Origin of the sequence: Brevundimonas sp., from assembly GCF_041911375.1 — a bacterium.
Taxonomy (GTDB): Bacteria; Pseudomonadota; Alphaproteobacteria; order Caulobacterales; family Caulobacteraceae; genus Brevundimonas.
Genome location: NZ_JAYRPA010000025.1, coordinates 43749 through 68331 on the forward strand (window position 1 = coordinate 43749; position 24583 = coordinate 68331).

Sequence of the window (24583 nt, forward strand, 5' to 3'; positions counted from 1 at the left end):
GGCCGGAGGCGGACTAGTCCGGGCGGCGCTGGCCGGGGACGTCTTCCTCGGTGCGGGGCAGCTGGCCGCGGCCGACGTTGCCCAGCAGCTGTTCCAGGACCGTCAGCGAACGGCCGCGCGTGGGGGTCTCGTTCTCGTTCATTGCGATCTGCTGGCCGTCGGTCATGCCCAGGGTGCGCACGCCGGCGACCTTGTCGCCGCCCTCTTCGAACGTGATCTCGGTCACGGTCCGCTGCGAGATGACCGGGCGGTTGTAGGTGTATTTCTCGGTGGTCTGGCTGATGTAGTACCAGACCTGATCCGGTTCGAAGGTCGAGGTGGTCGACGGCGAGCCCAGCTTGGCCAGCACCGTCTCCTTGGTGTCCGTGCCAGCGACGACGTCCTGGGGCTTGGCGTCGATGGCCTGGAAGCCGTTGTTGCCGATGGTCGGCGCGCAGGCGGCGGACAGGCCGGCCAGCGAAACGGCGACGAGGAGCGGGGCGAAACGGGACATGATCGGGCGCCTGCGAGAGAACAAGGTCTTTGACCTAGACGGACCCGCGTCCTAGTTCAACGACGCGGCATAAAAGGGGCCGTCCGAAACCATGCTCAAGAACCTGTTCAAACCGCGACCCGGCGCCCGCATCGGCGACGAACTTTATGCGTTGGCGGTGGCGCAGGCGCGCAACCCCGCCTTCTACACGCGCCTGGGCGTGGCCGACCGGATCGACGCGCGGTTCGAGCTCTATACGCTTCACGTCCTGCTGATGGTGCTGAGGCTGCGCGACGAGAACACGGTGCGGGGGCAGGAGACGGCGCAGGCGCTGTTCGACGTCTATGTCTCGGCGCTGGACCACGCGCTGCGCGAGGAGGGCGTGGGCGACATCTCGGTGGGCAAGAAGATGCGCAAGCTGGGCGAGGCCCTGTACGGACGCATGACCGCCTATGAACAGCCCCTGCGGGGCGCGGACGCGTCCGCCCTGTCGGACGCCCTGGCGCGCAATGTCTATGGCGCGGCGGAGGCGGAACATGCGCCCGCCCTGGCGCGCTACGCCCTGGCGGCGCGGGCGGGTCTGGCGGCGCAGGAATTCAACGACGTGCTGGCGCGGCCGGCCTGGGCGGAGATCTGATCCATGAGCGTGACGCCCCCCTACAGCGAGATCGTGCGGATCAATCAGATCGGCGCCGGCCTGCAGCGCAGGCTGGAACCCGACGCGGACGCGCGCAAGCGAATCGCCCGCGCGCTGGACCTCCAGGGTCTGGAGGACTTCGTCGCGGAGCTGGATCTGGCGCCGACGCCGTCGTCCAGCGCCTGGACCCTGAAGGGGCGGGTGACGGCCCATGCGGTGCAGACCTGCGGCCTGACGCTGGAGCCGCTGCCGGCGGAGGTGGACCGCCGCTTCTCGATCCAACTGGTCGAATCGGCGCCGCAGGAGGCCGACGAGATCGAGGTGACCCAGGACGAGGACGACGTCGATCCCATCGAGGACGGCAAGATCGACCTGGGGCAGTATGCGGTCGAACAGCTGGCGCTGTCGCTCGACCCGTTCCCGCGCAAGCCGGGCGCCGCATTCGTCCAGCCGGAGGAGCCGGCGGAGATTTCGCCCTTCGCCGCACTCAAGGCCCTGAAGCCGCGCGACGAACAGGGCTAAGGTTGACCTAACGGCCGGTTGGTTGCATCCCCCGGCCTAGGCGCTATCGTCCCGCGCCCCATATCAAGCGTCGCGACAAGACGACGCGGCCACACGAGGTCCATTTGCCAGCCCCAGTAACGATCTCGCTTGACGCCATGGGCGGCGATCACGGGCCATCCGTCATCGTGCCGGGCGTCCGCAGCTACATTCGCGAGCACGGCGGCGAAGGCGTCCGCTTTCTGCTGCACGGCGACGAGACGAGGATTTCAGCCGAGCTCGCCCGCTGCGGCCTGACGGCGGACACCTGTGAAATCCGGCATACCGACAAGGTCGTGGCCATGGACGAAAAGCCCGCCCAGGCGATGCGGCGGGGCAAGGGCTCCAGCCTGTGGAACGCCATCGAGGCGGTGAAGGCGGGCGAGGCCGGCGGCGTCGTCTCGGCCGGCAACACCGGCGCGCTGATGGCCATCTCCAAGCTGATCCTGCGCATGTCCGCGCCGGGTCTGGAGCGACCCGCCATCGTGGCCAGCTGGCCGACCTTCAAGGGCCATACGGCGGTGCTGGACGTGGGCGCCAACATCGGCAGCGACGCCGAGCAGCTGGTCGAATTCGCCATCATGGGCGAGGCCTTCCAGACGGCGGTTCACGGCGTGGCGCGCCCGACCATCGGCCTGCTGAACGTCGGCTCGGAGGACATGAAGGGCAACGAGCAGGTGCGCGAGGCGCACGCGATCCTGCGCGACGGCCCGTTCGACCTGAACTATCGCGGCTTCGTCGAGGGCGACGACATCGCCAAGGGCACGGTGGACGTCGTCGTCACCGACGGCTTCACCGGCAACATCGCCCTGAAGACCGCCGAGGGCACGGCGCGCTACGTCTCGGCCCTGTTGCGCGAGGCGCTGACCTCGAACCTGCAGGCCAAGCTGGGTGCGGTCATCGCCATGCCGGCGCTGAGGAAGATGCGCGAGAAGATCGACCCCAGCGCCATCAACGGCGGCCCCCTGCTGGGCCTGAACGGCATCGTGGTGAAGAGCCACGGCGGCGCCGACGCCAAGGGTTTCGGCAACGCCATCCGCATCGCCGTCGACCTGGCCCGCAGCGACTACATGACCAAGGTCGGCGCCAACCTGGGCAAGCTGGACGCCGTGTTCGACCACGCCGCGCCCTCGGCCGCCCCCGCCGGAGAGGTCCTTCAGTGAGCGTCACCCGCAGCGCCGTCACCGGCGTCGGCTCCTTCCTGCCGGAGCAGATCGTCACCAACGCCGACCTGTCCAAGATCGTCGACACCTCCGACGAGTGGATCCAGGAGCGCACCGGCATCAAGCAGCGCCACAAGGCGCGCGACGACCAGCCGACCAGCGACCTGGCCGTCGAGGCGGCCAAGAAGGCGCTGATCGACGCGGGCAAGACGGCGGCCGACATCGATCTGATCATCGTGGCCACCACCACGCCCGACATGACCTTTCCGGCCGTGGCGTCCATCGTTCAGCGCAAGCTGGGCGCGCCCGTGGGCGTGGCGTTCGACGTGCAGGCGGTGTGTTCGGGCTTCGTCTATGCGCTGAGCGTCGCCGACGGCTTCGTGGCGCGCGGCCTGTCGAAATGCGCCCTGGTCATCGGCGCCGAGGAGATGACCCGGCTGATGGACTGGACCGACCGGACGACCTGCGTCCTGTTCGGCGACGGCGCCGGCGCCGTGGTGCTGGAGCCGCGCGAGGGGCAGGGGACGGCCGCCGACCAGGGGATGCTGGGCTTCGCCCTGCGCGCCGACGGGACGAAGACCGACCTGCTCTACGTCGACGGGGGCCCGGCCTCGACCGGGACGGTCGGCCATCTGCGCATGGCCGGCAACCAGGTCTTCCGCCATGCGGTGGTCAACATCGCCGAGGGCATCACCGCCGCCTGCGCCGCCGCGGGCGTCGAAATCGCCGATGTGGACTGGTTCGTGCCGCACCAGGCCAACCAGCGCATCATCAAGGGCGTGGGCGACCGGCTGGGCCTGGACGAGAACAAGGTGATCTCGACCGTGGCGCTGCACGCCAACACCTCGGCGGCCTCGATCCCGCTGGCGCTGGACGCCGCGATCCAGGATGGCCGGATCAGGAAGGGCGACCTGATCCTGCTGGAGGCGATGGGCGGCGGCCTGACCTGGGGCGCCTGCGCGTTGCGGCTGTAGGATCGTCGTCCGGCCCATTGATTTCTGACGGATTTCGCGTCTCTATGAGGCGCAAGGCAATCAGGGAGGCGGTCGCCATGGCTGGACAGCAGACCCTCACGCGCGCGGATCTCTGCGAGGCGGTTCACGCGGAAGTCGGACTGTCGCGTCAGGAATGCTCGCAACTGGTCGAGCGCACCCTGGACCTGATCGTCGACGCGCTGGAACGGGGCGAGACGGTCAAGCTGTCGGGCTTCGGCGTCTTTCAGGTGCGCGAAAAGCGCGCCCGCATGGGCCGCAATCCCAAGACCGGCGAGCCGGCGGCGATCAGCCCGCGCCGCGTCATCAGCTTCCGCGCCTCGCAGATCATGAAGGGCAGGGTTCACGACGCGGTCCTGGAGGACTGATCGCCGTGGCCTCGACCAAGAGCGCCCACGCCTTCCGCACCATCTCCGAGGCCGCAGAGGAAGTCGGCGCGCCGCAGCATGTGCTGCGTTTCTGGGAGACGAAGTTCGCCTTCGTCACGCCGGTGAAGCGGGCGGGCGGGCGGCGTTTCTATCGTCCCGCGGACATCGCGGTGCTGAAGGCCGTCAAGCGGCTGCTGCACGACGACGGGCTGACGATTCGCGGCGTGCAGCGCCTGCACAAGGACCAGGGGCTCAAGCGGCTTCTCGGCGCGGAGGCGTCCGTGCTGGTCGACGAGGGCGAGTCGCCGGAACCGGCCGCCACGCCGTCGGCAGGCGCGAAATCGCCCGTCGACGCCGCACGGCTGCGCGCCCTGCTGGCCGATCTGGAGCAGGCCAGGGCCCGTCTGGACGCCGTTCTTTCACACTAGGTGGAAAACCCGGTTTTTGGGTTTGCGGCGGGCGAGGCGCCCGTCTATAGGGAGCGCCTTCGGAGCGTGGCGCAGCCTGGTAGCGCACTTGACTGGGGGTCAAGGGGTCGCAGGTTCGAATCCTGTCGCTCCGACCATCTTCCCCAATGAAGACGGTTGGTTGAAGGGGTCGCTCTCGGGCGGCCCCTTAGCAATTCAGGCTTTGGGCAGGCGCGGGCGATCAAAGCCTGGTCGGGCAAGGCCGCCGAGAAGTCCCTGTCGAAATCGTCCGTCGGCTGTCGCTTCCTGCGACGAATCCGTCCGTTGTGTCTGCCCGTCCGCATCGCCATCTGGCGCGGGTGGATACGAATGGAGGCGCCGATGGCCCGCAAACCGAACTACAGCTTCGAACGCCAGGAACGCGAGCGCGCGGCGGCCAAGAAGGCGGCTGAGAAGGCGGCGATGAAGGCTGAACGGAAAGCCGAAGCCGCCGGTGAAAAGGCGCCCCCGGCCGAGGACTGAGGCGGCGGCGCAATAACCGTTCGTGTTTTCGTTGTTTGACTGGGCGCTAAGCCCTATTCTTGCGCCATGACACGCTGGACCCCCGAAAGCTGGAGAACCAAGACCGCCCTGCACATGCCGGCGGACTATCCGGATCCCAAGGCGCTCGCCGCCGTGGAAGACGAATTGCGCGCGCTGCCGCCGCTGGTCTTCGCGGGCGAGGCGCGGACCCTGACGTCGAAGCTGGCGCAGGTCGAGCGGGGCGACGCCTTCCTGCTGCAGGGCGGCGACTGCGCCGAGAGCTTCAAGGAGTTTTCGACCGACAACATCCGCGACACCTTCCGCCTGATCCTGCAGATGGCGGTCGTGCTGACCTTCGCCGGGCGCAAGCCGGTGGTGAAGGTGGGGCGGATCGCCGGCCAGTTCGCCAAGCCGCGCTCGTCGCCGCTGGAGGAGATCGGCGGCGTCGAACTGCCCAGCTATCGCGGCGACATCATCAACGGCATGGGGTTCACGCCTGAGGAGCGCATGCCGGATCCCCAGCGGCTGATCCGCGCCTACAACCAGTCGGCCTCGACGCTGAACCTGCTGCGCGCCTTCGCCGGCGGCGGCTACGCCGACCTGTACAACATCCATCGCTGGACGCTGGGCTTCGCCGGGGACAATGCGGCGGGCGCGCAGTACCGCGAACTGGCCGACAAGATCACCGAGGCCCTGGCCTTCATGGAGGCGGTCGGCGTCACGCCGGAAACGCATCCGGACCTGAGCCGGGTCGAGGTTTTCACCAGCCACGAGGCCCTGCTGCTGAACGTCGAGAGCGCGCTGACGCGTCTGGACGGCGGTTCGGGCGAATGGTTCGACACCTCGGCGCACATGCTGTGGATCGGCGAGCGGACGCGCCAGCTGGACGGCGCCCACGTCGAGTTCATGAAGGGGATCAAGAACCCCATCGGCGTGAAGTGCGGACCAACCATGACGGCCGACGACCTGCTGCCGCTGATCGACGTCCTGAACCCGGACAATGTTTCGGGCCGCCTGACCCTGATCGGCCGCTTCGGGCACGACAAGGTGGGCGAACGCCTGCCCAAGTTGATGCGCGAGGTGAAGGCGTCGGGCCGCAAGGTGATCTGGTCCATCGACCCGATGCACGGCAACACGCTGAAGGCCGGCAACGGCTACAAGACCCGGCCGTTCGACCGGATCCTCAGCGAGGTGCGGACCTTCATCGACGTGGCGGAGGCGGAAGGGGTGCACCCCGGCGGCGTCCACCTGGAGATGACCGGCCAGAACGTCACGGAATGCATCGGGGGCGCCCAGGCCGTGACCGAGGACGACCTGTCCAACCGCTATCACACCCACTGCGACCCGCGCCTGAACGCCGACCAGGCGCTGGAGCTGGCCTTCCTGGTGGCGGAGCGGCTGAAGTCCGGGCGCATCCAGCGGTCGGCCGCGGCCTGACGTTGGCCTGAATCAGATTCCGTCATCCTCGGGCTTGTCCCGAGGGCCCCCGGCGCCCCAGATACGAGCGGTCCGACCGGGCGTCGTCGTCGAAGGCGAGGCGTCCGCTCGGGACCGCAAATGCTGAGAGGTGGGCCCTTGGGACAAGCCGAGGGTGACGAAGATGGACAAGGCCCCGAGCCGGAATGACCAGAAGCCCGGCCGGGTCGCCTATCAGGGCGCGCCGGGGGCGTTCAGCCATGAAGCCTGTACGGCGCTTCGTCCGTGGGACGAGGCGGTGGCGTTCGAGACCTTTCAGGCGGCGATCGACGCGCTGAAGTCCGGCGACTGCGACTGCGCCCTGATCCCGGTGGAAAACTCTTCCATCGGCGCGGTGGAGCCCGCGGCGACGCTGGTGCGCGAGTCCGGTCTGAAGATCCTGGCCGAGGCCTGGCGGCCGATCCGGCACGCGCTGATGGGGATCGAAGGCGCACGCGTGGGCGACCTGCGCATCGTCCTGAGCCACCCGATCGCCCTGGCGCAATGCGAACAGACGCTGAAGGGCATGCGCCTGAACGTGGTCGAGCATTTCGACACCGCCGGCGCCGCGCGCGACGTGGCCGAGGCCGGCGATCCGACCCAGGCGGCGATCGCGCCGCGCAATGCGGCGGAGGTGTACGGACTGTCGATCCTGCGCAACGATTTGCAGGATTCCAGCGATAACCGGACGCGTTTCGTCCTGCTGAGCCTTCCCGAGGGTTGACGGCGCAAGGTCTTTGCGTGTTTTAGACCCTACGGATCGCCAACGATCCGCATAACCGGACCCGGACCCATGTCCCGCTCGCGCACCCTTGCTGTTTCCTTTGACCGTTCGCGCGCGGCTGCCGGCTATTATTTCGGCTTCTACGGCTTTCGATACGCCGGCTGAGGCGTCGGGCGCTCTCCGTCCCTGACCGTCTCGCCGGCGACCGCTCTGGATCAGAGCGGCTGTTCGCCCTTGCACATCGAAATTCCAGAATGCCGAAAGCCGAAACCCATGCCCAATTCCAACATTCAGCAGGTCTGGCCTGACGTGGCCGAACTGACCCCCGAACAGCAGGCGCTGGCCGCCCTGCGCGCCGAGATCGACGGCATCGACGACCAGATCCTGAAGCTGTTCGAGCAGCGCCTGGCCATCGCGGCCACCGTCGGCCGGGCCAAGGACGCCCCGACCGGCCCGCACACCAAGCTGCGCCCCGACCGCGAGCAGACCGTTCTGTCGCGCATGCTGTCCCAGGCCAGCCCAGAGAACGCCGAGGCCGTCGAGCACCTATGGCGTGAGATCGTCGGCTGGGGCCTGGCGCGCCAGGGCCGGCTGCAGGTTCAGGTCTGGGCGCCGATCGAGCCGACCCGCGCCTTCGACGGCGCCCGGCTGCGCTTCGGCGCGGCCGCCGACATCAGGATGGTGCGCGATCCGCAGAAGGCCCTGGCCTTCGCCGCCGAGGGGCACGGGGTGGCGGTGCTGGCCATCAACACCGACGACGCCTGGTGGATGGGCCTGCGTCGCGAGTGGTCGATGCTGAGCGTCTTCGACGGCTATGGCGGCGCTACGCCCACCTCGCTGGCGGTGGGCAAGATCGATCCGCCGGCGCTGCCGAAGGGCCGCCGCGTGATCGTCACCGCAGGGGGCGATGCGGGCGACGGCGGCGGCGCGCGCCGCTGGGGTCTGAACACGCACCACGGCTGGACCATCGCCCTGACGGACGCCGATCTGACGCCGGGCGAGGCCGAAGGCTGCGTGGGCGCAATCGGCTAGCCGACCGCCATATTGTCGATCAGGCGCGTCTTCCCGAGCCAGGCCGCGGCCAGGATGCGGGCGGGCGCGTCGACGACGCCGGCGAATGACCCGAGGTCTTCCGCACGGCGGATGGCGACATAGTCGACTGAGGCGAAGCCGGCCTGCAGCAGGGCCTCGGCGGCGTCCGACTCCACGCCATCGATCGGTTCGCCGGCGGATGCGCGGGCGCCGGCCTCGGCCAGCACGCCGTTCAGACGACGCGCGATCGCCAGTTCGTCCTCGGACAGGTAGGCGTTGCGGGAAGAGAGGGCCAAGCCCCAGCCGTCACGCTCGGTCGGGGAGCCGACGATCTGGATCGGAAGGTCCAGGTCACGCACGAACTGACGCACCACCATCAGCTGCTGGTAGTCCTTCTCGCCGAAGACGGCGACATCCGGCTGAACCTGGTTGAACAGCTTGGTGACGACCAGGGCCACGCCCCCGAACATCTGGGGCCGGGCGTCGCCCTCGAGGCCCAGGGCAGGGCCTGCGACGGCGATGCTGGTGGCGAAGCCGTCCGGGTACATCTCCTGCGCAGCGGGGGCGAACATCAGATGGCAGCCGGCGCCCTCCAGCAGCCGGGCGTCTTCGTCCTGGCGGCGAGGATAGCGGCCCAGGTCCTCGTGAGCGGCGAACTGGGTCGGATTGACGAAGTTGGAGGCGACGACGCGGTCGGTGCGGCGGGCGGCCTCGCGGACCAGCGTCAGATGGCCTTCGTGGAGCGCGCCCATTGTGGGAACCAGGCCGACGCTGAGGCCTTGGCGTTTCCAGTCGCCGACGATGGCGCGCAGGTTCGCGACGGTGCGGGCCACGGGGAGGGGAGCGGCGTCGGTCATGATCGGGCGGTTAACCTTTCAGCTTAAGCCTGTTTCTGAACCAGACCTCAAAGGCCGGGGGTTAGGGTCGTGCTTATGACGCCCGCACGCGCGACCCGTCCAGTTCCGATCGCCGCCGCCCTGGCGCTGAGCCTGGTCCTGGGCCTGGCCCTGGCCGGCTGTGGCGTGGGCGTCGAGGACGATGGCGGGTTCGAGGCCTTGGCGGATCATGTCGCGGCGATCGACGTGCCGCTGAGCCCCGGCGCGTCGGAGCCGAAGAGCGCTGGAATGGCGCGGACCGGCGCTTTCACCCCGGTGCAGGTCGCCGTCATGGATCCACACGACATGTGGGACGCGCGCGACGCGCAGAACGGACTTCGCGTCATGACCGCACGCGTCGTCGAGCCGGTCGCCGAATCCGCGAAGCCGATCGCCGTGAAGGCGGCGGCGGAGCGGACGACGGCGCGCCTGCGCGGCGCAGAATCCCCTTCGGCGCCGGAAGGTCCGCTGGTCCAACTGGGCGCCTACGCCAGCGAGGCGGCGGCGCGGCAGGCCTGGGCCCGACTGAGCCGCGATCCGGCGCTGGGCGCGCTGACCCCGCGGTTCGAAACCGTCACCGTGGGGGACCGGACGTTGACCCGCCTGAAGGTGGGCGCGACGGGCGGAGCCTCGTCCGTCGAGGTCTGCCGCGCGGCCGGGATCGACGATCCCTGGTGCCGCCGGGCCGGCTGACATCCACAGGTCCTGATTAACCTGTCGTTGACGTTTGGGGCGCGGGGCCCGACTCTGTAGGCCTCCTCAGGCCGAACGTGAGTCGTCCGGCCGCCTGTAAAGGTTTACCTGATGACGCAGCCGCATGTGATCGTCCTCGGCAACGAGAAGGGCGGGGCGGGCAAGTCCACGCTGGCCATCCATATCGTCACCGGCCTGCTGCACGCCGGCCGCACGGTGGCGATCATCGACCTGGACCTGCGCCAGCGCTCGATGCAGCGCTTCTTCTCGAACCGCGCCAGCTGGCTGGCGGCCAACAGTCAGAGCCTGCCTCAGCCGCTGGTCCCCGACATGGGCGACGGCAAGGCGCTGGCCAAGGCGCCGGTCGATGAACAGATCGCGGCGTTCGAGCGCGCCTTCGACGAGGCGGCGGCGCAGGGCGTCGACTGCATCCTGATCGACACGCCAGGCGGCGATACGGCGGTGTCGAACGCCGCCCACGCCCGCGCCGATCAGATCGTCACGCCCATGAACGACAGCTTCGTCGACTTCGACCTGCTGGGCGAGGTCGATCCGGTGTCGCTGGAGCTGGTCAAGCCGTCGATCTATTCGGAAAGTGTCTGGGAGGCCCGCAAGCAACGCGCCATCGCCAAGGGGCGCCATGCGACCATCGACTGGCTGGTGGTGACCAACCGCCTGGCCGTGGCCGAGGCGCGCAACCGCAAGCGGCTGGAAGAGCGGATGAACAAGCTGGCCAAGCGGGTCGGCTTCCGGGTCGGGCCGGGTCTGCGGGACCGGGTGATCTATCGCGAACTGTTCCCCTTCGGCCTGACGGTGGCGGACCTGTCCAATGACGTGCGGCCCGTGGCCGTGTCGCTGGCGCACGTCGCGGCGCGCCAGGAGATGCGCAACCTGATGAAGGCCATGGGTCTGGAGCAGGCGCTGAGCGACGCGCCGCTGGACGTGGCGGCCTGAAAGGCCGACTGATCGCATGGGTCTGATCTGGCTGGCCCTGGCGGCGGTCGCCGTCTGGGCGCTGGTGCGGTTGGGCCGCCAGACCGAGCGACGCGGGCGGGGGCACTGGCGCGTGACCGCCACCCTTTTGAGCTCGGTGCTGCTGGCCGGCGCTGTGCTGGCGGCGTTCAGGGGCGCCTGGTGGGCGGCTACGGGGCTGGCCGGGGCGGGGCTCTATCTGGCCTATGGATCCCGGCAGCGGCCGATCGTCCGCTCCGAGCCGATCGGAGAGGCGGACGCGCGCGCGGTCCTGGGCGTTGGGCCAGGCGCGACTGAAGATGAGATACGCAGGGCCTGGAAACGCGCCATGACCCGCGCCCACCCCGACCAGGGCGGCACCGAGGGGCTGGCCGCCCGCGTCAATGCGGCGCGGGACCGCCTGCTGAGGAAGGGCGGCGCGCGGAACGGGCCGAGAGCTTGACCGTTTGAAGCCTGTTGGTCGTCATGATCCGGCCCGAAACAGGGTGCGGAATGGCGGCGCTTGAACTCGCAGTTCCCGGATGATGATGAAGACCCGTACGATCCTGCTCGCCGCCGCGCTGGGCCTGTCGGCCTGTGGCAGTCCCGAAAACTCCAAGGCGCAGGAGGGCGTCTTCGCCGAACAGCCGCGCGTCGTGCCCGGCGACGCCTCGGCGATGAAGGCCAGCTTCGCGCCGGTCGTGCGCGAGGCGGCTCCGGCGGTGGTCAACATCGCCGCGCGGGGCGTCCAGCGGGTGCAGAGCGCCGATCCCTTCTTCCAGCTGTTCGGCCCGCAGGCGCGCGTGGCCCAGTCGGTGGGATCCGGCGTGATCGTGCGCGCCGACGGGACCGTGGTGACGAACTATCACGTCATCGAAGGCATGCAGCAGATCAACGTCGTGCTGAACGACCGGCGCGAGTTTCCGGCGGAAGTCGTCCTGGCCGACCAGCGCAGCGACATCGCCGTGCTGAAGCTGCAGGGCGTGGACGGCGCCTTGCCGTTCCTGCGCATCGACGACCAGGAGGAGCAGCAGGTCGGCGATCTGGTGCTGGCCATCGGCAATCCGTTCGGGGTCGGCCAGACGGTGACCAACGGCATCATCTCGGCCCTGAACCGGACCGAAACCGGCATTTCGGACAGCGGCTCGTTCATCCAGACCGACGCGGCGATCAATCCGGGAAATTCCGGCGGCGCCCTGATCGACATGGACGGGGACCTGATCGGCATCAACACGGCCATCTTCTCGCGTAGCGGCAGTTCTTCCGGCGTCGGCTTCGCCGTGCCCGCGGTGATGGTGCGGCGCGTGGTGGATTCCGCCGTCGGCGGCGCAACCAGCGTCATCCGGCCCTGGCTGGGCGTGAAGGGCGACACCGTCAGCAGCGAGATCGCCGGCAGCCTGGGGCTGAGCCGACCCCAGGGACTGGTGGTGACCGAAATCTATCCTGACAGTCCCGCCGCCCGAGCCGGCATTCGCCAGGGCGACGTCATCACCGCCGTGGACGGCGCCGAGATCAACGACCAGGGCGGACTGAACTACCGCGTCGGCACGCGCGCGCCCAACGACACCGTGCAGGTGACGGTCCTGCGCGATGGCCAGTCGCAGACGCTGAGCGCCCGCGTGCAGGCCCTGCCTGGCGACACCACGCCCGGCGACGGCGCCGGCGTCGCCACGGGCAGCCTGGCCGGGCTGCGGGCCGTGGTGCTGAACCCCGCCTTCGCCGACAGCCTGGGCGGCGATCCGTTCCTGCGCGGCGCCCTGGTGACCGGAGTCGCGCGAGGCAGCCTGCCGGCGCGCATCGGCGTGCGTCCGCGCGATGTCATCCGCCGCATCGACGGGCGCGAGGTCACGTCGATCGCCGACCTGCAGCGCGCGCGTTCGGGCTCCGAAGTCGTGATCCTGCGCGGCGGTCGCGAGCTGACCGGACGTATGCCGGGCTAGTCCGTCGCCTTGGCGTCGCCGGCCTGGGGCCCGCCGATCGACCAGGTGTGGCCGAAGGGATCGCGCAGCTGGCCGTAGCGGCCGCCCCAGAACTGGTCGGCCATGTCCATGACCGGCTCGGCCCCGCCCAGCATGGCGCGGGTCCACCATGCGTCGGGATCCGTGACCTGGAGGTGCAGCGTGACGCCGGCCGGACGAATGTCGGACTGGCCGGTGTACTCAGGGAATTCGTCGTTCAGCATCAGGCTGGCGCCGTTGATCCTGAGATGGGCGTGGATCAGCCGCTCGCCGTCCTGCGCCGTCTTGCGGTCCACGACCTCGGCGCCGAAGGCGATGATGTAGAAGTCGATCGCGGCCGCGGCGCCGCGCGACGGTATGGTCAGGTGCGGCGTCAGCCCAGCGGTCGGGCCCTGGTGGGGATCGGCTTTGGTCATTGTGTCTCCGGTTCCGACCATTCTAGCGCGTGAAAAGCCACAGGCGAACGACTACATAGGTCGCACCCATGAGCGACCTCTTCGAAGCCTCCGGAATCCACCCGCCCGACGCCCCCCTGGCGGATCGCCTGCGACCGGCGTCGCTGGACGAGGTGGTGGGGCAGGATCACCTTCTGGGACCGGGCGGGCCCATCCGGCGCATGGTCGAGGCGGGGCGGCTGGGCTCCATGATCCTGTGGGGCCCGCCCGGCACGGGCAAGACCACCATCGCCCGCCTTCTGGCGCGCGCCGCCGGCTATGAATACCAGTCGATCAGCGCGGTCTTCTCGGGCGTCGCCGACCTGAAGAAGGCGTTCGAGCAGGCGAGGGTGCGGCGCGCCGCCGGCCAGTCGACCCTGCTGTTCGTCGACGAGATCCATCGCTTCAACAGAGCCCAGCAGGACGGATTCCTGCCCTTCGTCGAACAGGGCGTGGTCACCCTGGTGGGGGCGACGACCGAGAATCCCAGCTTCGAGCTGAACGGGGCGTTGCTGTCGCGGTCGCAGGTCTATGTGCTGAAGCGGCTGGACGACACGGCGCTGGGCCAGCTTCTGGCGCGGGCCGAGGCGCATATGGAGCGCCCCCTGCCGCTGACGGACGAGGCGCGTCAGGCGCTGCTGGCGCTGGCCGACGGGGACGGCCGGTATCTGCTGACCATGTCGGAGGTGCTGTTCGACCTGCGGGAGGGGGAGACGCTGGATGTCCAGGGCCTGGCGGCGGTGCTGCAGCGCCGGGCGCCCGCCTATGACAAGTCTCGTGAGGAGCATTACAACCTGATCTCGGCCCTGCATAAGTCGGTGCGGGGATCGGACCCGGACGCGGCGCTGTACTGGCTGGCGCGGATGCTGAACGGCGGGGAGGACCCGCTGTATCTGGCGCGACGGATCGTGCGGATGGCGGTCGAGGACATCGGGGAGGCGGACCCTCTGTCGATCCTGGTCGCCAATGCGGCCAAGGACACCTACGACTTCCTGGGCAGTCCCGAGGGCGAACTGGCCCTGGCCCAGGCCGTGGTCCACCTGGCCACCGCGCCCAAGTCGGTCGGGGTCTATGAAGCGTTCAAGGCGGCCAAGAAGGCGGCCTATGAGACCGGGTCGCTGATGCCGCCCGCCCATATCCGCAATGCGCCCACCAAGCTGATGAAGTCGCTGGGTTACGGCAAGGGGTATCAGTACGACCCCGATACGCCCGAAGGCTTCTCCGGCGCCGACTTCTTTCCGGACGAGATGGAGCGCCGAACCTTCTACAAGCCAAAGGGCGAGGGGCACGAGGAGAAGGTTAAGGCGCGGCTGGAGCGCTGGGTCGAGATGCGGGCGCGGATGCAGGCGGAGCGCAACGGCCAGGGCGGCGAGGGCGACTGAACGCGCATCTGCCGTTCGTCATCGTGGCGACCACCCCGTTCCTGTGGGCGATGGCGAAGAAGGGCGTGCTTCGCTAAAGGCGGCGGATGACCATCCGCACCCCCGTCGCCCTGTCCGAGGATGAGATCGCCGCCGTCCGATCCTGGGTGATCCACGAGGACGCCCATGTCATCGCCTTCTCCAAGCCGTCGGGCCTGTCCAGCCAGGGCGGGCGGATCAAGGCCCACACGCTGGACGACCTGCTGTGGGCCTTCGCCCGCTCGAACGGCAAGCGTCCGGAGCTGGTGCATCGGCTGGATCGCGACACGTCGGGCGTCATCCTGGCGGCCAAGACCAAGCCGGCGGCCGGATTTCTGGGCAAGGCGCTGCAGATGCGGCGGTTCAGAAAGTCGTATCTGGCGCTTCTTTCGGCCGTGCCCGATCCGGCGTCGGGCACGATCGACGCCCCGCTGCGCCGCGAGGAGATCGGGCGCGAGAGCTATATGCGCGTGGTCGCCTTCGACGCCCCCGGCGCCCAGGGCGCGCAAAGCCGATACCGGACGACCGCCGCCAACGACCAGGGCGCGGTGGTGGAGCTGGAGCCGCTGACGGGACGGATGCACCAGCTGCGTGTGCACATGGCCCATATCGGGCGGCCGCTGGTCGGCGATGTCCGCTATGGCGGGGCGCTGACCACGCCGGCGGGGCCCGCGCCGCGGCTGATGCTGCACGCCGCGAAGCTGAGCTTTCCCCACCCGGACGGCGGGACCACGACGGTGGAGGCGCCGCCGCCCGAGGATTTCGCGATGCTGCGGGCGGCCCTGGGGCTGTGAGGTGGAACGACAGCGCGACAACAACGCTATCTCCACAAGAGGAGACAACGCCATGAAGCGTTTCGCTATTTCCAGTCTCGCCGTCGCCGCCCTGGCGTTGTCGGCGTGCGCCAGCCTGGCGCCCTATGGAGCGCAGCAGGGGCCAAGCGGACAGGGCTTTTCCGAGCAGCGCATCGAGTCCAACCGCTACCGCGTGACCTATCGCGGGGTCGGCGCGCCCGGTCCGGTGGCGGATTTCGCCCTGCTTCGCGCCGCCGACCTGACCACGCAGGAAGGCTATGACTGGTTCGAGGTGGTCCAGAGCTGGACCGACGGGCGGCCGGGAGGCGCGGGCGGCGTGCGGCCCAGCGTGTCGATCGGGGGCGGGACCAGCCGGTACGGCGGCTATTCGGCCTCGGGCGTCGGCGTGGGGCTGGGTCTGAACCTGAGCGTCCCGCAACCGACGTCGACGACGCTGGAGGTGGTGCTGGGGCGCGGCGCCAAGCCGGACCGGCCCAGCGTCTATGACGCCCGTTCGGTGCAGGGGTCGATCCCGCGCTGAGGCGGACGGCTGGCGGCGCGGCGTGAACGTCGTATAAGCCGCTGATGATCACCCGCCTTCTCATCGTCGCGGCCGGCGGCGGCCTTGGGGCCATGGCCCGCTACAGCCTGGGCCTGGCGGCCGGCCGCTTCGCGCCCAACGCCGCCTGGCCCTGGGGCACGTTCGCGGCCAATGTGCTGGGCGGGCTGGCCATGGGCGCGCTGGTGGGCTGGCTGGCCTTTCGCGGCGGCGCCCAGCAGGAGACGATCCGCCTGTTCGCCGCCGTCGGCGTGCTGGGCGGCTTCACCACCTTCTCCTCCTACTCGCTGGAGACGATGCTGATGATCGAGCGTCGTCAGTATGCGCTGGCCGGCGCCTATGTCGTCGGCTCGGTCGTCGTGGCGCTGGTCGCCCTGTTCGTGGGCCTGACGCTCGCGCGTCGTGCGTTCGGAGCCCCGCTATGACCGACCAGCCCCCGGCCGAGGCGCCCAAGCGGGAAGTGCTGACCCTGTATGTGGCCGAGGACGAGGACGGCATCCGGCTGGATCGCTGGTTTCGGCGGCGTTGGCCCCATCTGTCCAACATCCAGGTGCAGAAGATGGCCCGCAGCGGCCAGATTCGCGTGGACGGCGGCCGGATCAAGCCGGAGGCGCGCCTGACCGCCGGCGCCGCCGTGCGCGTTCCGCCGATCCCGGACGACACCTCGCGTCAGGCCGGCGACGCCCACACCCTGTCGGAGCGCGACATCGCCTTCGCCAAGTCGCTGGTGCTGTACGAGGACGACCTGGTCATCGCCCTGAACAAGCCGCATGGACTGGCGGTGCAGGGCGGCACCAAGACCAGCCGTCACGTCGACCGACTGCTTTCGGCCTGGGGCGAGGGGATGGATCGCCCGCGCCTGGTGCATCGCCTGGACCGCGACACCTCGGGCGTTCTGTTGCTGGGCAAGGGGCCGGAGGCCGCCAAGCGGCTGGCCGGCGCCTTCGCGCGACGGCAGGCCAAGAAGACCTACTGGGCCATCGTCATCGGCAATCCGAAGCCGTATTCGGGTCAGATCGACATGCCGCTGAAGAAGACCGGCATCAACGACTTCGAGATGATGCGGCCCGCCGACCGCAAGGACCCGAAGGCCGAGCCGGCCGAGACGGCCTTCGCCACCATAAGCCGGGCGGCCCACCGCGCATCGTGGATGGCGCTGCGGCCCTTCACCGGCCGAACCCACCAGCTGCGCGCCCACATGGCCGGCATCGGCCATCCGATTCTGGGCGACCCCAAGTACGGTGACGAGGCGTCCCGCGAACTGTCCGGCCCGCTGAAGCTGCAATTGCACGCGCGCAGCATCGAACTGGATCACCCGGCCGGCGGGACCCTGAGCGTCACCGCGCCGCTGAGCCCCGAGATGAAGGCCGGCTTCGCCCATTTCGGCTTCTCCGAGGACGAGGCCGAGGACGACCCGTTCGCCGGCGTGAAGAGGATGCGGTGACGGACGCCGTCGAGACGGCGAAAGCGCTGCTGGCCCAAGGACGGGCTTTGCAGGGGTGGAACCGCTGACGCTTTCCTCGGTCACGGATCGGGGAGATACTAGGGCGATGAACGAGATTTCTCCTGAACGGGCCGCCCGCCGCGGCTATGTCGAACTGTCCAAGGACCAGGTCGCCCGGTTCTGGACCGCGGTGGACGTGGTGCGATCCGACACGGCCTGGGCGGTTCAGCTGGATGGACGTGCGCCGAAGACGCCCGCGAAGAAGCCGATCGAAGCCCCGACCGCCAACGTCGCCCGAATGATCGCCGACGAATGGGCGGCCCAGGGCCGTTTCCTGGATCCATCGACCATGCCGGCCACACGGCTGGCCTCGACCGCCATCGACCGTATCGGCGCGGCGAGAGAAGCGGTGGCCGACGAGATCGCCGCCTACGCGGGATCCGACACCCTCTGCTACCTGGGGGAAGGCGCCTTGCAGCGTCGGCAGGTCGAGGCCTGGGAGCCCTGGAGGGATTGGGCGGATCGGGAGCTGGGCGTGCGCCTTCTGCCCGCGATCGGCGTCGCGCACCGATCGCAGCCGGAGGCGTCGATCGCCCGGGTCCGGGCCCTGGCGCTTGAGCTGGGGGACTTCGAACTGACCGGACTGGCGGCCGCGACGGCGCTGTTCGGCTCGGCGATCCTGGGGTTGGCCCTTCTGAGGGGCGCTGTCTCTGGCCAGGAAGCGTTCGAACTGTCCCGCCTGGAAGATGCGTTTCAGCAATCGCAGTGGGGCGTGGACGCCGAGGCGGCCGAAAGAACGGATCAGATGCGTGGCGAAGCCGTCCTGCTGGACCGCTGGTTCCGCGCGCTGGACGAATGATCAGCCCGAGCCGCCGCATGCTTCTGGCGGCGGGTGCGGGGCGGGCGTGGAACCGACCCTTCCACGTGCAACTGGCCGAGCATCGCGGCGGCCATGTTCCGGCTTGAGACCCTCTGGAACGGGCCGTCGATCGCTTCCTCAGCTAACGCCGACCAGGCTGCTTCGTTCGGCGGGCGTCAGGGCCCGCCAGCGTCCCTCGGGCAGATCACCCAGGGCGAGAGGGCCGATGCGAATGCGCAGCAGGTCGACGACCTGGAGGCCGACCAGGTCGCACATGCGGCGGATCTGGCGGTTGCGGCCCTCCTTCAGCACGAAACGAAGACGCTGCGGCTCCACCTGGGTCACACGGGCCGGTTTCAGCTGCCGGCCGTCCAGTTCGAGGCCGTGGCGTAGGCGGCTCAGCCTGGCCTCGGTCACATGGCCTTCGACGACCACGAGATACTCCTTGTCGAGTTCGGACTGCGGGCCGATCACCGCCTTGGCCACCACGCCGTCCGACGACAGCAGCAGAAGCCCGCGCGAGTCCTCGTCCAGGCGCCCGATCGGCGGCAGCGAGGCGTCGCGGGACGGCGCGTCGCCGGCGCCGATGCGATTGGCGGCGGTCAACAGGCGCGCGGCGGGGATCTTGCCGGGCTCGGGCTGTCCGGAGACGTAGCCGACGGGCTTGTGGAGGACGATCGTGACGCCCGCCGCCAGGGTCGCTTCCGCCCGCGCGCTGAGCGTGAGGGTTTGTCCGGCGGAGATCTTTCGGCCTGCATCGGTGACGATTTCGCCGTCGATCGACACCAGGCCCTCGGCGATGAGGCCCTCGGCTTCGCGGCGCGAGCAGACGCCCGTCTGGCCCAGCCATTTGTTCACGCGGACCGGCTCTTCGCCGTCGTATGTGCGGGTGAAGGCCATGGGCTCCGTCCAGTCGATGGCGCTGTCTAATGCGCCGCCCGCGCGCCAGCAAGGCCGGGCGTGCCTGGTGGATGAGCGTGGGCTGGCAATCGAAAGCCGAAGGTTGATCCTGAACGGATTTCCACTATATCTGTCCGCATTCCACAAATGAGCCAGAGTGCGGGGCGGCGGTCGTCGATCCCGTCGATTTTCTTTCTTCTGGCCCTTGGTGTTCGTGGTTCGGCGGGATCGTTCGCTGAATCTGGCTTTTACTGAAACTCTCGAAGGAGACGTCTTGTACGCTCAACGCAAATCTTCCGCCGGCCCCCGTCGCAATGGTTACAACCGACCCGTTCCCACCCGCCTTCGCATGGGCCTGGTGATGCGGCGCGGCATGGACTTCGGCGAACTGGGCGACGTGGAGGGCGCGCTTCGGGCGGAAGGCGTCGGTCTGGCCCCCATATCGACCGGCGACGCCAGCCTGATCGCCGGGGGCGTGACGGTGCTGGCGACGGCGACCGCCGCCGATATCGCCGAGGGTCGCGTCAAGGGTCTGGTCGTGCCCGGCGGCGCCGCGGACGAAGCGGGCCTGGCCGCCGTGCGCGCGTTGATCGATCTGGCGCGGGCCAACGCCGTGCCGATCATCGCCTTCGCCGACGGCGTGGCATTGGCCGCCGAGCGGTTCGCACTGACCGCCGATGCGCCCGTCGCGCTGTTCCGCGACGGAGCGATCGTGGAGATCCGGGATTCGGCCGCGCTTGCCTCGGCGGTCGGCGCCATTTCCTGATCAGACGCGCCGGAACAGCAGCATCAGGTTGTTGGCCGGCATTTCGACCCGGCGCGTGGCGGCAAGGCCATGCGACCGGGCGAGCGCCTCGACATCCGCCCGGTCGCGCAGGCCCCAGGCGGCGTTGCGCGCCTTCAGCCCGGCGTCGAATGTCGCGTTCGACGGCGCCAAGGGCGTCTCGGCCTCCTTGTAGGGGCCGTAGAGAACCAGCAGGCCGCCCGGATTGCGCAGCACGCCCTCGGCCATCTTCATCAAGCCCTGCGCCGCCGACCACGGGCTGATGTGGATCATGTTGGCGCAGAAGAGCGCATCATAGCCACGCGCGGGCCACGTGGCGGGATCGGCGGCGTCCAGCGCCAGGGCAGGCCGTAGGTTGGCGAGCGCGGCGTGCCTGCTCCACGCCGCGATGCTGGCGCGGGCATTCTCGCTGGGGTCGCTGGGCGTCCACTCAAGTCCGGGCAGGGCCGCGGCGAAGGCGGTCGCATGTTCGCCTGATCCCGACGCCACCTCCAGCAAAGATCCTCGGGCGGGCAGATGGATGCACAGCGCCCCGAGGATCGCGTCTGCGTTCCGACGCGCCGCAGGCGACGTCACGGCGCCGTCGGGCAGGGCGGTCAGGTCGTCAAGAGTGTCCACAACTGTCTTCTATCCCGAGCGACAGCGGCAGGCACCTGCAATCTTTTACCGAAATAGCGGGGAAGACGGTCGCTTTCGTGCGGCGGTTGACGGGGTGGATAGAGGGGCGCATCTGGCATGTAACAGTGCGTGATCGGCGCGCGCTGGGGCCATGGCGGCGTCAGATCGCTGGGCCCTCTTGCTCAGGAGACGCCCCCCAATGTCGAACTCAACCACGCCCGGACTCCATCCCGCACCGACCGCGCACGCCGGCCTGGTGGGCTGGGTCGAACAGATCGCCGCCCTGGCCAAGCCCGACCGCGTGCACTGGTGCGACGGCTCCGAGGCCGAGAAGCAGGCGATCATCGCCGATCTGCTGGCGAAGGGCACATTGACCGCGCTGGACCAGACGAAGCGGCCGGGCTGCTATCACGCCGCGTCCGATCCGCGCGACGTCGCCCGGGTCGAGAGCCGGACCTTCATCTGTTCCGAGAACGAAGCTGACGCGGGCCCGACGAACAACTGGGCCGATCCCGACGACATGCGCGATCGGCTGAAGGGGCTGTTCGACGGCTGCATGGCCGGGCGGACGATGTACGTCGTCCCCTTCTGCATGGGGCCGCTGGGGTCGGAAATCAGCGCCCTGGGCGTCGAGATTACCGACAGCGGTTACGTCGTTCTGTCGATGGGGGTGATGACCCGCATGGGCGCGCCGGCGCTGGAGCAGTTGGGACCCGACGGCGTCTTCGTGCCCGCGGTGCATAGCCTTGGCGCGCCGCTGGCCGAGGGACAGGCGGACGTGGCCTGGCCCTGCAACGAGGAGAAGTGGATCGTCCACTTCCCCGAGACGCGCGAGATCTGGTCCTACGGTTCGGGCTACGGTGGCAACGCGCTTCTGGGCAAGAAATGCTATGCCCTGCGGATCGCCTCGGTGATGGCCCGCGACGAGGGCTGGCTGGCCGAGCACATGCTGATCCTCAAGCTGACGGATCCGAAGGGCCGGTCGAAGTATGTCGCCGCCGCCTTCCCCTCGGCCTGCGGCAAGACCAACCTGGCCATGCTGCAGCCCAGCCTGCCGGGCTGGAAGGCCGAGACGATCGGCGACGACATCGCCTGGATGCGCTTCGGCGACGACGGGCGGCTGTATGCGGTCAATCCGGAGGCCGGCTTCTTCGGCGTGGCGCCCGGCACCAGCCGCAACACCAATCACAATGCGCTGGAGACGCTGGCGAAGAACACCATCTTCACCAACACCGCCCTGACCGCCGACGGCGACGTCTGGTGGGAGGGCCTGACCAAGACGGCGCCCGAGGGGCTGACCGACTGGAAGGGGCGACCGTACGATCCCCTCTCGGGAGAGCCGGCGGCGCATCCGAACGCCCGTTTCGCCGTCCCGGCCGGCCAATGCCCGGCCATCGCGCCCGAGTGGGAGGATCCGCGCGGCGTGCCGATCGACGCCATCCTGTTCGGCGGGCGCCGGGCCAGCGCCGTGCCCCTGGTGACCGAGGCGTTCGACTGGGAGCACGGCGTCTTCATGGGTTCGACCGTGGCGTCGGAAGGCACGGCCGCGGCCGAAAACAGGGTCGGGGAACTGCGTCGCGACCCGTTCGCCATGCTGCCCTTCTGCGGCTACAACATGGGCGACTACTTCGCGCACTGGTTGAAGATGGGGCAGGGGCGCGACCCGGCGAAGCTGCCGCGCATCTTCTTCGTCAACTGGTTCCGCAAGGACGAGGAGGGCCGTTTCGTCTGGCCGGGCTTTGGCGACAACGTGCGGGTCTTGAAGTGGATCGCGGAGCGGATCGATGGCGAGACGGAGGCGCTCGACACGCCGGTGGGTCGTACGCCGGGGCCGGGTGCGCTGGACCTTTCCGGTCTGGACCTGACGGAAGCCCAGCGTTCCACGCTGCTGGATGTGGACGCCGAGGTCTGGGCGGAGGAGGCGGCGCTGATCCCCGACTTCTACCGGCAGTTCGGCGACCGCCTGCCCTCGGCCTTGTGGGCGCAGCATGCGGCGCTGGTCGAGCGGCTTCAGGCCGGGCGCGGCGTCGCCGTCGCGGCGGAATAGTCCGACCCCCGGGCTCGGCCGACTTGCATTCGCGGCGTCTCCGGTCGATCTGGGGGAGGTGACGTCTTCCCCTCCAATCGTGATCGTCGGCGCCGGCGTGCTGGGCCTCTGCACGGCGTTCGAGTTGCAGCGCCGCGGCCATGCCGTCCGGGTGGTCGATCCGGGCGGTCCGAACGCCTCGCTGGTAGCCGCCGGGATGATCGCGCCGGCGATGGAATCGGCGATCGACGCGGTGTCTGTCGCGCATGCGCGGCTGTTCCGGGCGGGCCGGGGCCTGTGGCCGGCCTTCGCCGAGGCGGCGGGCGTCAAGCTGTCGGCCAGGCCGTCCGAGTGGCGCGGCGGCGACATGGACGCGATCGCGTCGCGCCTGGCCGCGCTGGGTTTCGAGGCGCGGCTTGAAGCGGGCCGGCTGGTCACGGATGAAGACCTTCAGGTCGAGCCGATGCAGGCGATGGGCGCCCTCAGCGCGCACCTGGGCGACGCCGTGATTCCGGGGCGGGTCATCGGAATGGCCCAAGAAGGCGACGGCTGGATGGTCCGACTGGAAGACGAGAGCCTTCAGGCGTCGGCAGTCGTCCTGGCGACCGGCGCGGCGGCGGCGATCGAAGGTTCGCCGCCGGCGGCCTCGGCGCTGGTCCAGGCGATCCAGCCGATACGGGGGCAGATCGGCGTGGTGGGCCGGGCGCTGGCGGCCCACGTGGTTCGCGGGCCTGGCGCCTATGTCGCGCCGATGGGCGAGGGCGCGGTCATAGGCGCCACGATGGAGCCCGGGCGCCGGGACACCGCGCCCGACCCGGCCGCGGGCGAACGGCTGATGGAGGCGGCGTGGCGCGTCCTGGGCGGGGCGCCCGAGCCGTTGGAGATCCAGTGGCGCGGGGGCGTGCGGGGCGCGTCCCCTGACGGCTTGCCTCTGGCCGGTCCTGCGCCGGACGGGGAGCGCCTGTTCCTCGCCCTGGCGCCGCGTCGCAACGGCTGGCTGCTGGGCCCGCTGGTGGGGGCGGTCGTCGCCGATGCGATCGAGGGGCGGACTTCGACCTACGCCCGCGCCCTCGATCCGGGCCGCTTCTAGTCGCCCGCAGCGAAGCGGACGGTGAAGTTCACCGTGGCGCCGTCGACCGCCCGGCCGTCGACAGTGCGGGGGTTCATGCGGAAGTCACGGGTGAGGCTCATGGCCGCGCGGCCGAAACCCATGCCGACGGGGGTTTCACCCGCGACCCGGCAACCCGTCAGGCCGCCGTCTATGCGCACGACGCAGCTGAGGTTCGCCGCGCCGGAGACTCCGCGTTCGATCGCGCGCGGCGGATAGGCGCGCGCCATCTGCGCGCCGGAAGGCCGCGCGGCCCAGGTGGGATTGTTGATCACCGCCAGGGCGCGTGGCGGGGCGGCGTCAGTGACCCCGGAACCGCCCTCGACGCCGCTGGCGGCGGTGCTGACGACGATGTCGGGCGTGCCGAAGGCGACTGGGACATCAGGCGCGACGAACGGGGAAGTCTGTTCCGTCGGCACGACCACCGGCGGCTTGTGGACCGGCGTCTGCGCGGCTGGCGGCGTCGGCGCCTCGACCTTGGGCAGCGGCTTGGGCCGGGGCTGGTCCAGGGTGATGATGGTCGCAGGGCCGGCCGGGGTCGGCGGCGGCTGGTCGATCATGAAGCGCTGGTTGTACAGCGCCACGCCTACGCCGACATGGAGGGTGACCGAAACGCCGATGGCGCCCCACATCCAGGCCGGCAGCGGCTTCTTGCGTTCTCCGAAGTCGATCGGGCTAATCAGGCCGGGGCCGCCGGCCGCACGCATCATCATGGCTTCACTCCCTCTTTCGCCGCCCCCGCAGCGCCCTGAGGGGAAGTTGAGCGCGCAGGTTGTGGCGCCTTTGCGGCGTATCTCATGGCTTCGACCAAGGTCGATTGTTAATGGCCGCGTTAAGAATTAGGGATTGGTTAACCATGCTCGGCCAA

29 protein-coding genes and 1 tRNA gene are annotated in these 24583 nt (G+C 69.6%); 24 read left to right on the forward strand and 6 right to left on the reverse strand.

Annotated elements, in window-relative coordinates:
- Window positions 1-13: 13 nt before the first annotated feature.
- On the reverse strand, window positions 14-493 hold the full coding sequence (locus ACE3PU_RS05205; RefSeq protein WP_374387383.1) for an outer membrane protein assembly factor BamE: 480 nt from the start codon (window positions 491-493) through the stop codon (window positions 14-16).
- A gap of 91 nt (window positions 494-584) precedes the next feature.
- On the opposite strand from ACE3PU_RS05205, the gene ACE3PU_RS05210 reads away from it, so the two are divergent.
- The 11 genes from ACE3PU_RS05210 to ACE3PU_RS05260 all read left to right on the forward strand — a co-directional run bounded on the left by ACE3PU_RS05210 (window position 585) and on the right by ACE3PU_RS05260 (window position 8312).
- Window positions 585-1109: a ubiquinol-cytochrome C chaperone family protein gene (locus ACE3PU_RS05210; protein ID WP_374387386.1), complete on the forward strand. Its 525-nt coding sequence runs from the start codon at window positions 585-587 to the stop codon at window positions 1107-1109.
- 3 nt (window positions 1110-1112) lie between these two features.
- Window positions 1113-1631 carry a DUF177 domain-containing protein gene (locus tag ACE3PU_RS05215; protein ID WP_374387388.1) on the forward strand — a complete coding sequence of 173 codons (519 nt, stop codon included), beginning with the start codon at window positions 1113-1115 and terminating at the stop codon, window positions 1629-1631.
- 104 nt (window positions 1632-1735) lie between these two features.
- Window positions 1736-2812 (forward strand): phosphate acyltransferase PlsX, encoded by a 1077-nt coding sequence (gene plsX, locus ACE3PU_RS05220; RefSeq protein ID WP_374387391.1) that lies wholly within the window; start codon window positions 1736-1738, stop codon window positions 2810-2812.
- Window positions 2809-3786, forward strand: a complete 978-nt coding sequence (locus ACE3PU_RS05225) for a beta-ketoacyl-ACP synthase III (RefSeq protein ID WP_374387393.1) — start codon at window positions 2809-2811, stop codon at window positions 3784-3786. Before plsX ends, ACE3PU_RS05225 begins: the two co-directional genes overlap by 4 nt.
- 77 nt (window positions 3787-3863) lie before the next feature.
- Entirely contained in the window at window positions 3864-4172 is a 309-nt protein-coding gene (locus ACE3PU_RS05230) for an integration host factor subunit alpha (protein ID WP_249750520.1), read from the forward strand.
- Window positions 4173-4177: 5 nt separating this feature from the next.
- Window positions 4178-4600: a MerR family transcriptional regulator gene (locus tag ACE3PU_RS05235; RefSeq protein ID WP_374387396.1), complete on the forward strand. Its 423-nt coding sequence runs from the start codon at window positions 4178-4180 to the stop codon at window positions 4598-4600.
- A 60-nt stretch (window positions 4601-4660) separates the two neighbouring features.
- Window positions 4661-4737: transfer RNA gene (locus tag ACE3PU_RS05240), tRNA-Pro, on the forward strand.
- A 223-nt stretch (window positions 4738-4960) separates the two neighbouring features.
- Entirely contained in the window at window positions 4961-5101 is a 141-nt protein-coding gene (locus tag ACE3PU_RS05245) for a hypothetical protein (protein WP_374387398.1), read from the forward strand.
- A gap of 66 nt (window positions 5102-5167) precedes the next feature.
- The gene (locus ACE3PU_RS05250; RefSeq protein WP_374387400.1) at window positions 5168-6538 is read left to right on the forward strand and encodes a class II 3-deoxy-7-phosphoheptulonate synthase; all 1371 of its coding nucleotides are present in this window, start codon (window positions 5168-5170) and stop codon (window positions 6536-6538) included.
- A 163-nt stretch (window positions 6539-6701) separates the two neighbouring features.
- Window positions 6702-7280 (forward strand): prephenate dehydratase domain-containing protein, encoded by a 579-nt coding sequence (locus ACE3PU_RS05255; RefSeq protein ID WP_374387402.1) that lies wholly within the window; start codon window positions 6702-6704, stop codon window positions 7278-7280.
- A gap of 273 nt (window positions 7281-7553) precedes the next feature.
- Window positions 7554-8312, forward strand: a complete 759-nt coding sequence (locus tag ACE3PU_RS05260) for a chorismate mutase (RefSeq protein ID WP_374387404.1) — start codon at window positions 7554-7556, stop codon at window positions 8310-8312.
- Here ACE3PU_RS05260 and panC read toward each other — a convergent pair.
- Window positions 8309-9169, reverse strand: a complete 861-nt coding sequence (panC, locus tag ACE3PU_RS05265; RefSeq protein ID WP_374387406.1) for a pantoate--beta-alanine ligase — start codon at window positions 9167-9169, stop codon at window positions 8309-8311. The genes ACE3PU_RS05260 and panC overlap by 4 nt on opposite strands.
- 75 nt (window positions 9170-9244) lie before the next feature.
- On the opposite strand from panC, the gene ACE3PU_RS05270 reads away from it, so the two are divergent.
- The 4 genes from ACE3PU_RS05270 to ACE3PU_RS05285 all read left to right on the forward strand — a co-directional run bounded on the left by ACE3PU_RS05270 (window position 9245) and on the right by ACE3PU_RS05285 (window position 12771).
- Window positions 9245-9880: an SPOR domain-containing protein gene (locus ACE3PU_RS05270; protein WP_374387408.1), complete on the forward strand. Its 636-nt coding sequence runs from the start codon at window positions 9245-9247 to the stop codon at window positions 9878-9880.
- A gap of 111 nt (window positions 9881-9991) precedes the next feature.
- Entirely contained in the window at window positions 9992-10834 is an 843-nt protein-coding gene (locus ACE3PU_RS05275) for a division plane positioning ATPase MipZ (RefSeq protein WP_374387410.1), read from the forward strand.
- A gap of 16 nt (window positions 10835-10850) precedes the next feature.
- A complete protein-coding gene (locus ACE3PU_RS05280; RefSeq protein ID WP_374387412.1) occupies window positions 10851-11294 on the forward strand; it encodes a J domain-containing protein in 444 nt (147 codons plus the stop codon).
- An 85-nt stretch (window positions 11295-11379) separates the two neighbouring features.
- Window positions 11380-12771 (forward strand): Do family serine endopeptidase, encoded by a 1392-nt coding sequence (locus ACE3PU_RS05285; RefSeq protein ID WP_374387414.1) that lies wholly within the window; start codon window positions 11380-11382, stop codon window positions 12769-12771.
- Here ACE3PU_RS05285 and ACE3PU_RS05290 read toward each other — a convergent pair.
- On the reverse strand, window positions 12768-13205 hold the full coding sequence (locus ACE3PU_RS05290) for a VOC family protein (protein ID WP_374387417.1): 438 nt from the start codon (window positions 13203-13205) through the stop codon (window positions 12768-12770). The genes ACE3PU_RS05285 and ACE3PU_RS05290 overlap by 4 nt on opposite strands.
- 68 nt (window positions 13206-13273) lie before the next feature.
- On the opposite strand from ACE3PU_RS05290, the gene ACE3PU_RS05295 reads away from it, so the two are divergent.
- The 6 genes from ACE3PU_RS05295 to ACE3PU_RS05320 all read left to right on the forward strand — a co-directional run bounded on the left by ACE3PU_RS05295 (window position 13274) and on the right by ACE3PU_RS05320 (window position 18279).
- Window positions 13274-14605: a replication-associated recombination protein A gene (locus ACE3PU_RS05295; RefSeq protein ID WP_374387419.1), complete on the forward strand. Its 1332-nt coding sequence runs from the start codon at window positions 13274-13276 to the stop codon at window positions 14603-14605.
- 86 nt (window positions 14606-14691) lie between these two features.
- Window positions 14692-15417 carry an RluA family pseudouridine synthase gene (locus tag ACE3PU_RS05300; protein WP_374387421.1) on the forward strand — a complete coding sequence of 242 codons (726 nt, stop codon included), beginning with the start codon at window positions 14692-14694 and terminating at the stop codon, window positions 15415-15417.
- Between the two features lie 52 nt (window positions 15418-15469).
- Window positions 15470-15958: a hypothetical protein gene (locus ACE3PU_RS05305; protein WP_374387423.1), complete on the forward strand. Its 489-nt coding sequence runs from the start codon at window positions 15470-15472 to the stop codon at window positions 15956-15958.
- Window positions 15959-16005: 47 nt separating this feature from the next.
- Window positions 16006-16401 carry a fluoride efflux transporter CrcB gene (gene crcB, locus ACE3PU_RS05310; protein WP_374387870.1) on the forward strand — a complete coding sequence of 132 codons (396 nt, stop codon included), beginning with the start codon at window positions 16006-16008 and terminating at the stop codon, window positions 16399-16401.
- On the forward strand, window positions 16398-17420 hold the full coding sequence (locus tag ACE3PU_RS05315; RefSeq protein ID WP_374387425.1) for an RluA family pseudouridine synthase: 1023 nt from the start codon (window positions 16398-16400) through the stop codon (window positions 17418-17420). The genes crcB and ACE3PU_RS05315 overlap by 4 nt, the downstream gene beginning before the upstream one ends.
- Before the next feature lie 106 nt (window positions 17421-17526).
- The gene (locus tag ACE3PU_RS05320; RefSeq protein WP_374387427.1) at window positions 17527-18279 is read left to right on the forward strand and encodes an ATP12 family chaperone protein; all 753 of its coding nucleotides are present in this window, start codon (window positions 17527-17529) and stop codon (window positions 18277-18279) included.
- A 138-nt stretch (window positions 18280-18417) separates the two neighbouring features.
- Here the strand turns inward: ACE3PU_RS05320 and ACE3PU_RS05325 are convergent, their stop codons facing one another.
- Window positions 18418-19179, reverse strand: a complete 762-nt coding sequence (locus tag ACE3PU_RS05325; RefSeq protein WP_374387429.1) for a pseudouridine synthase — start codon at window positions 19177-19179, stop codon at window positions 18418-18420.
- Window positions 19180-19528: 349 nt separating this feature from the next.
- Between ACE3PU_RS05325 and ACE3PU_RS05330 the strand changes: the two genes are divergently transcribed.
- A complete protein-coding gene (locus tag ACE3PU_RS05330; protein ID WP_374387431.1) occupies window positions 19529-19945 on the forward strand; it encodes a hypothetical protein in 417 nt (138 codons plus the stop codon).
- Here the strand turns inward: ACE3PU_RS05330 and ACE3PU_RS05335 are convergent, their stop codons facing one another.
- Window positions 19946-20581 (reverse strand): DUF938 domain-containing protein, encoded by a 636-nt coding sequence (locus ACE3PU_RS05335; RefSeq protein ID WP_374387433.1) that lies wholly within the window; start codon window positions 20579-20581, stop codon window positions 19946-19948.
- 199 nt (window positions 20582-20780) lie between these two features.
- Between ACE3PU_RS05335 and ACE3PU_RS05340 the strand changes: the two genes are divergently transcribed.
- Both ACE3PU_RS05340 and ACE3PU_RS05345 read left to right on the forward strand, forming a co-directional pair.
- Complete coding sequence (locus ACE3PU_RS05340) at window positions 20781-22628, forward strand: phosphoenolpyruvate carboxykinase (GTP) (RefSeq protein ID WP_374387435.1); 1848 nt, start codon at window positions 20781-20783, stop codon at window positions 22626-22628.
- Between the two features lie 58 nt (window positions 22629-22686).
- Complete coding sequence (locus ACE3PU_RS05345; RefSeq protein ID WP_374387437.1) at window positions 22687-23697, forward strand: NAD(P)/FAD-dependent oxidoreductase; 1011 nt, start codon at window positions 22687-22689, stop codon at window positions 23695-23697.
- On the opposite strand, the gene ACE3PU_RS05350 is transcribed toward ACE3PU_RS05345, so the two are convergent.
- Complete coding sequence (locus ACE3PU_RS05350) at window positions 23694-24428, reverse strand: TonB family protein (protein WP_374387439.1); 735 nt, start codon at window positions 24426-24428, stop codon at window positions 23694-23696. The two genes, ACE3PU_RS05345 and ACE3PU_RS05350, sit on opposite strands and share 4 nt — an antisense overlap.
- Between the last annotated feature and the right edge of the window lie 155 nt (window positions 24429-24583).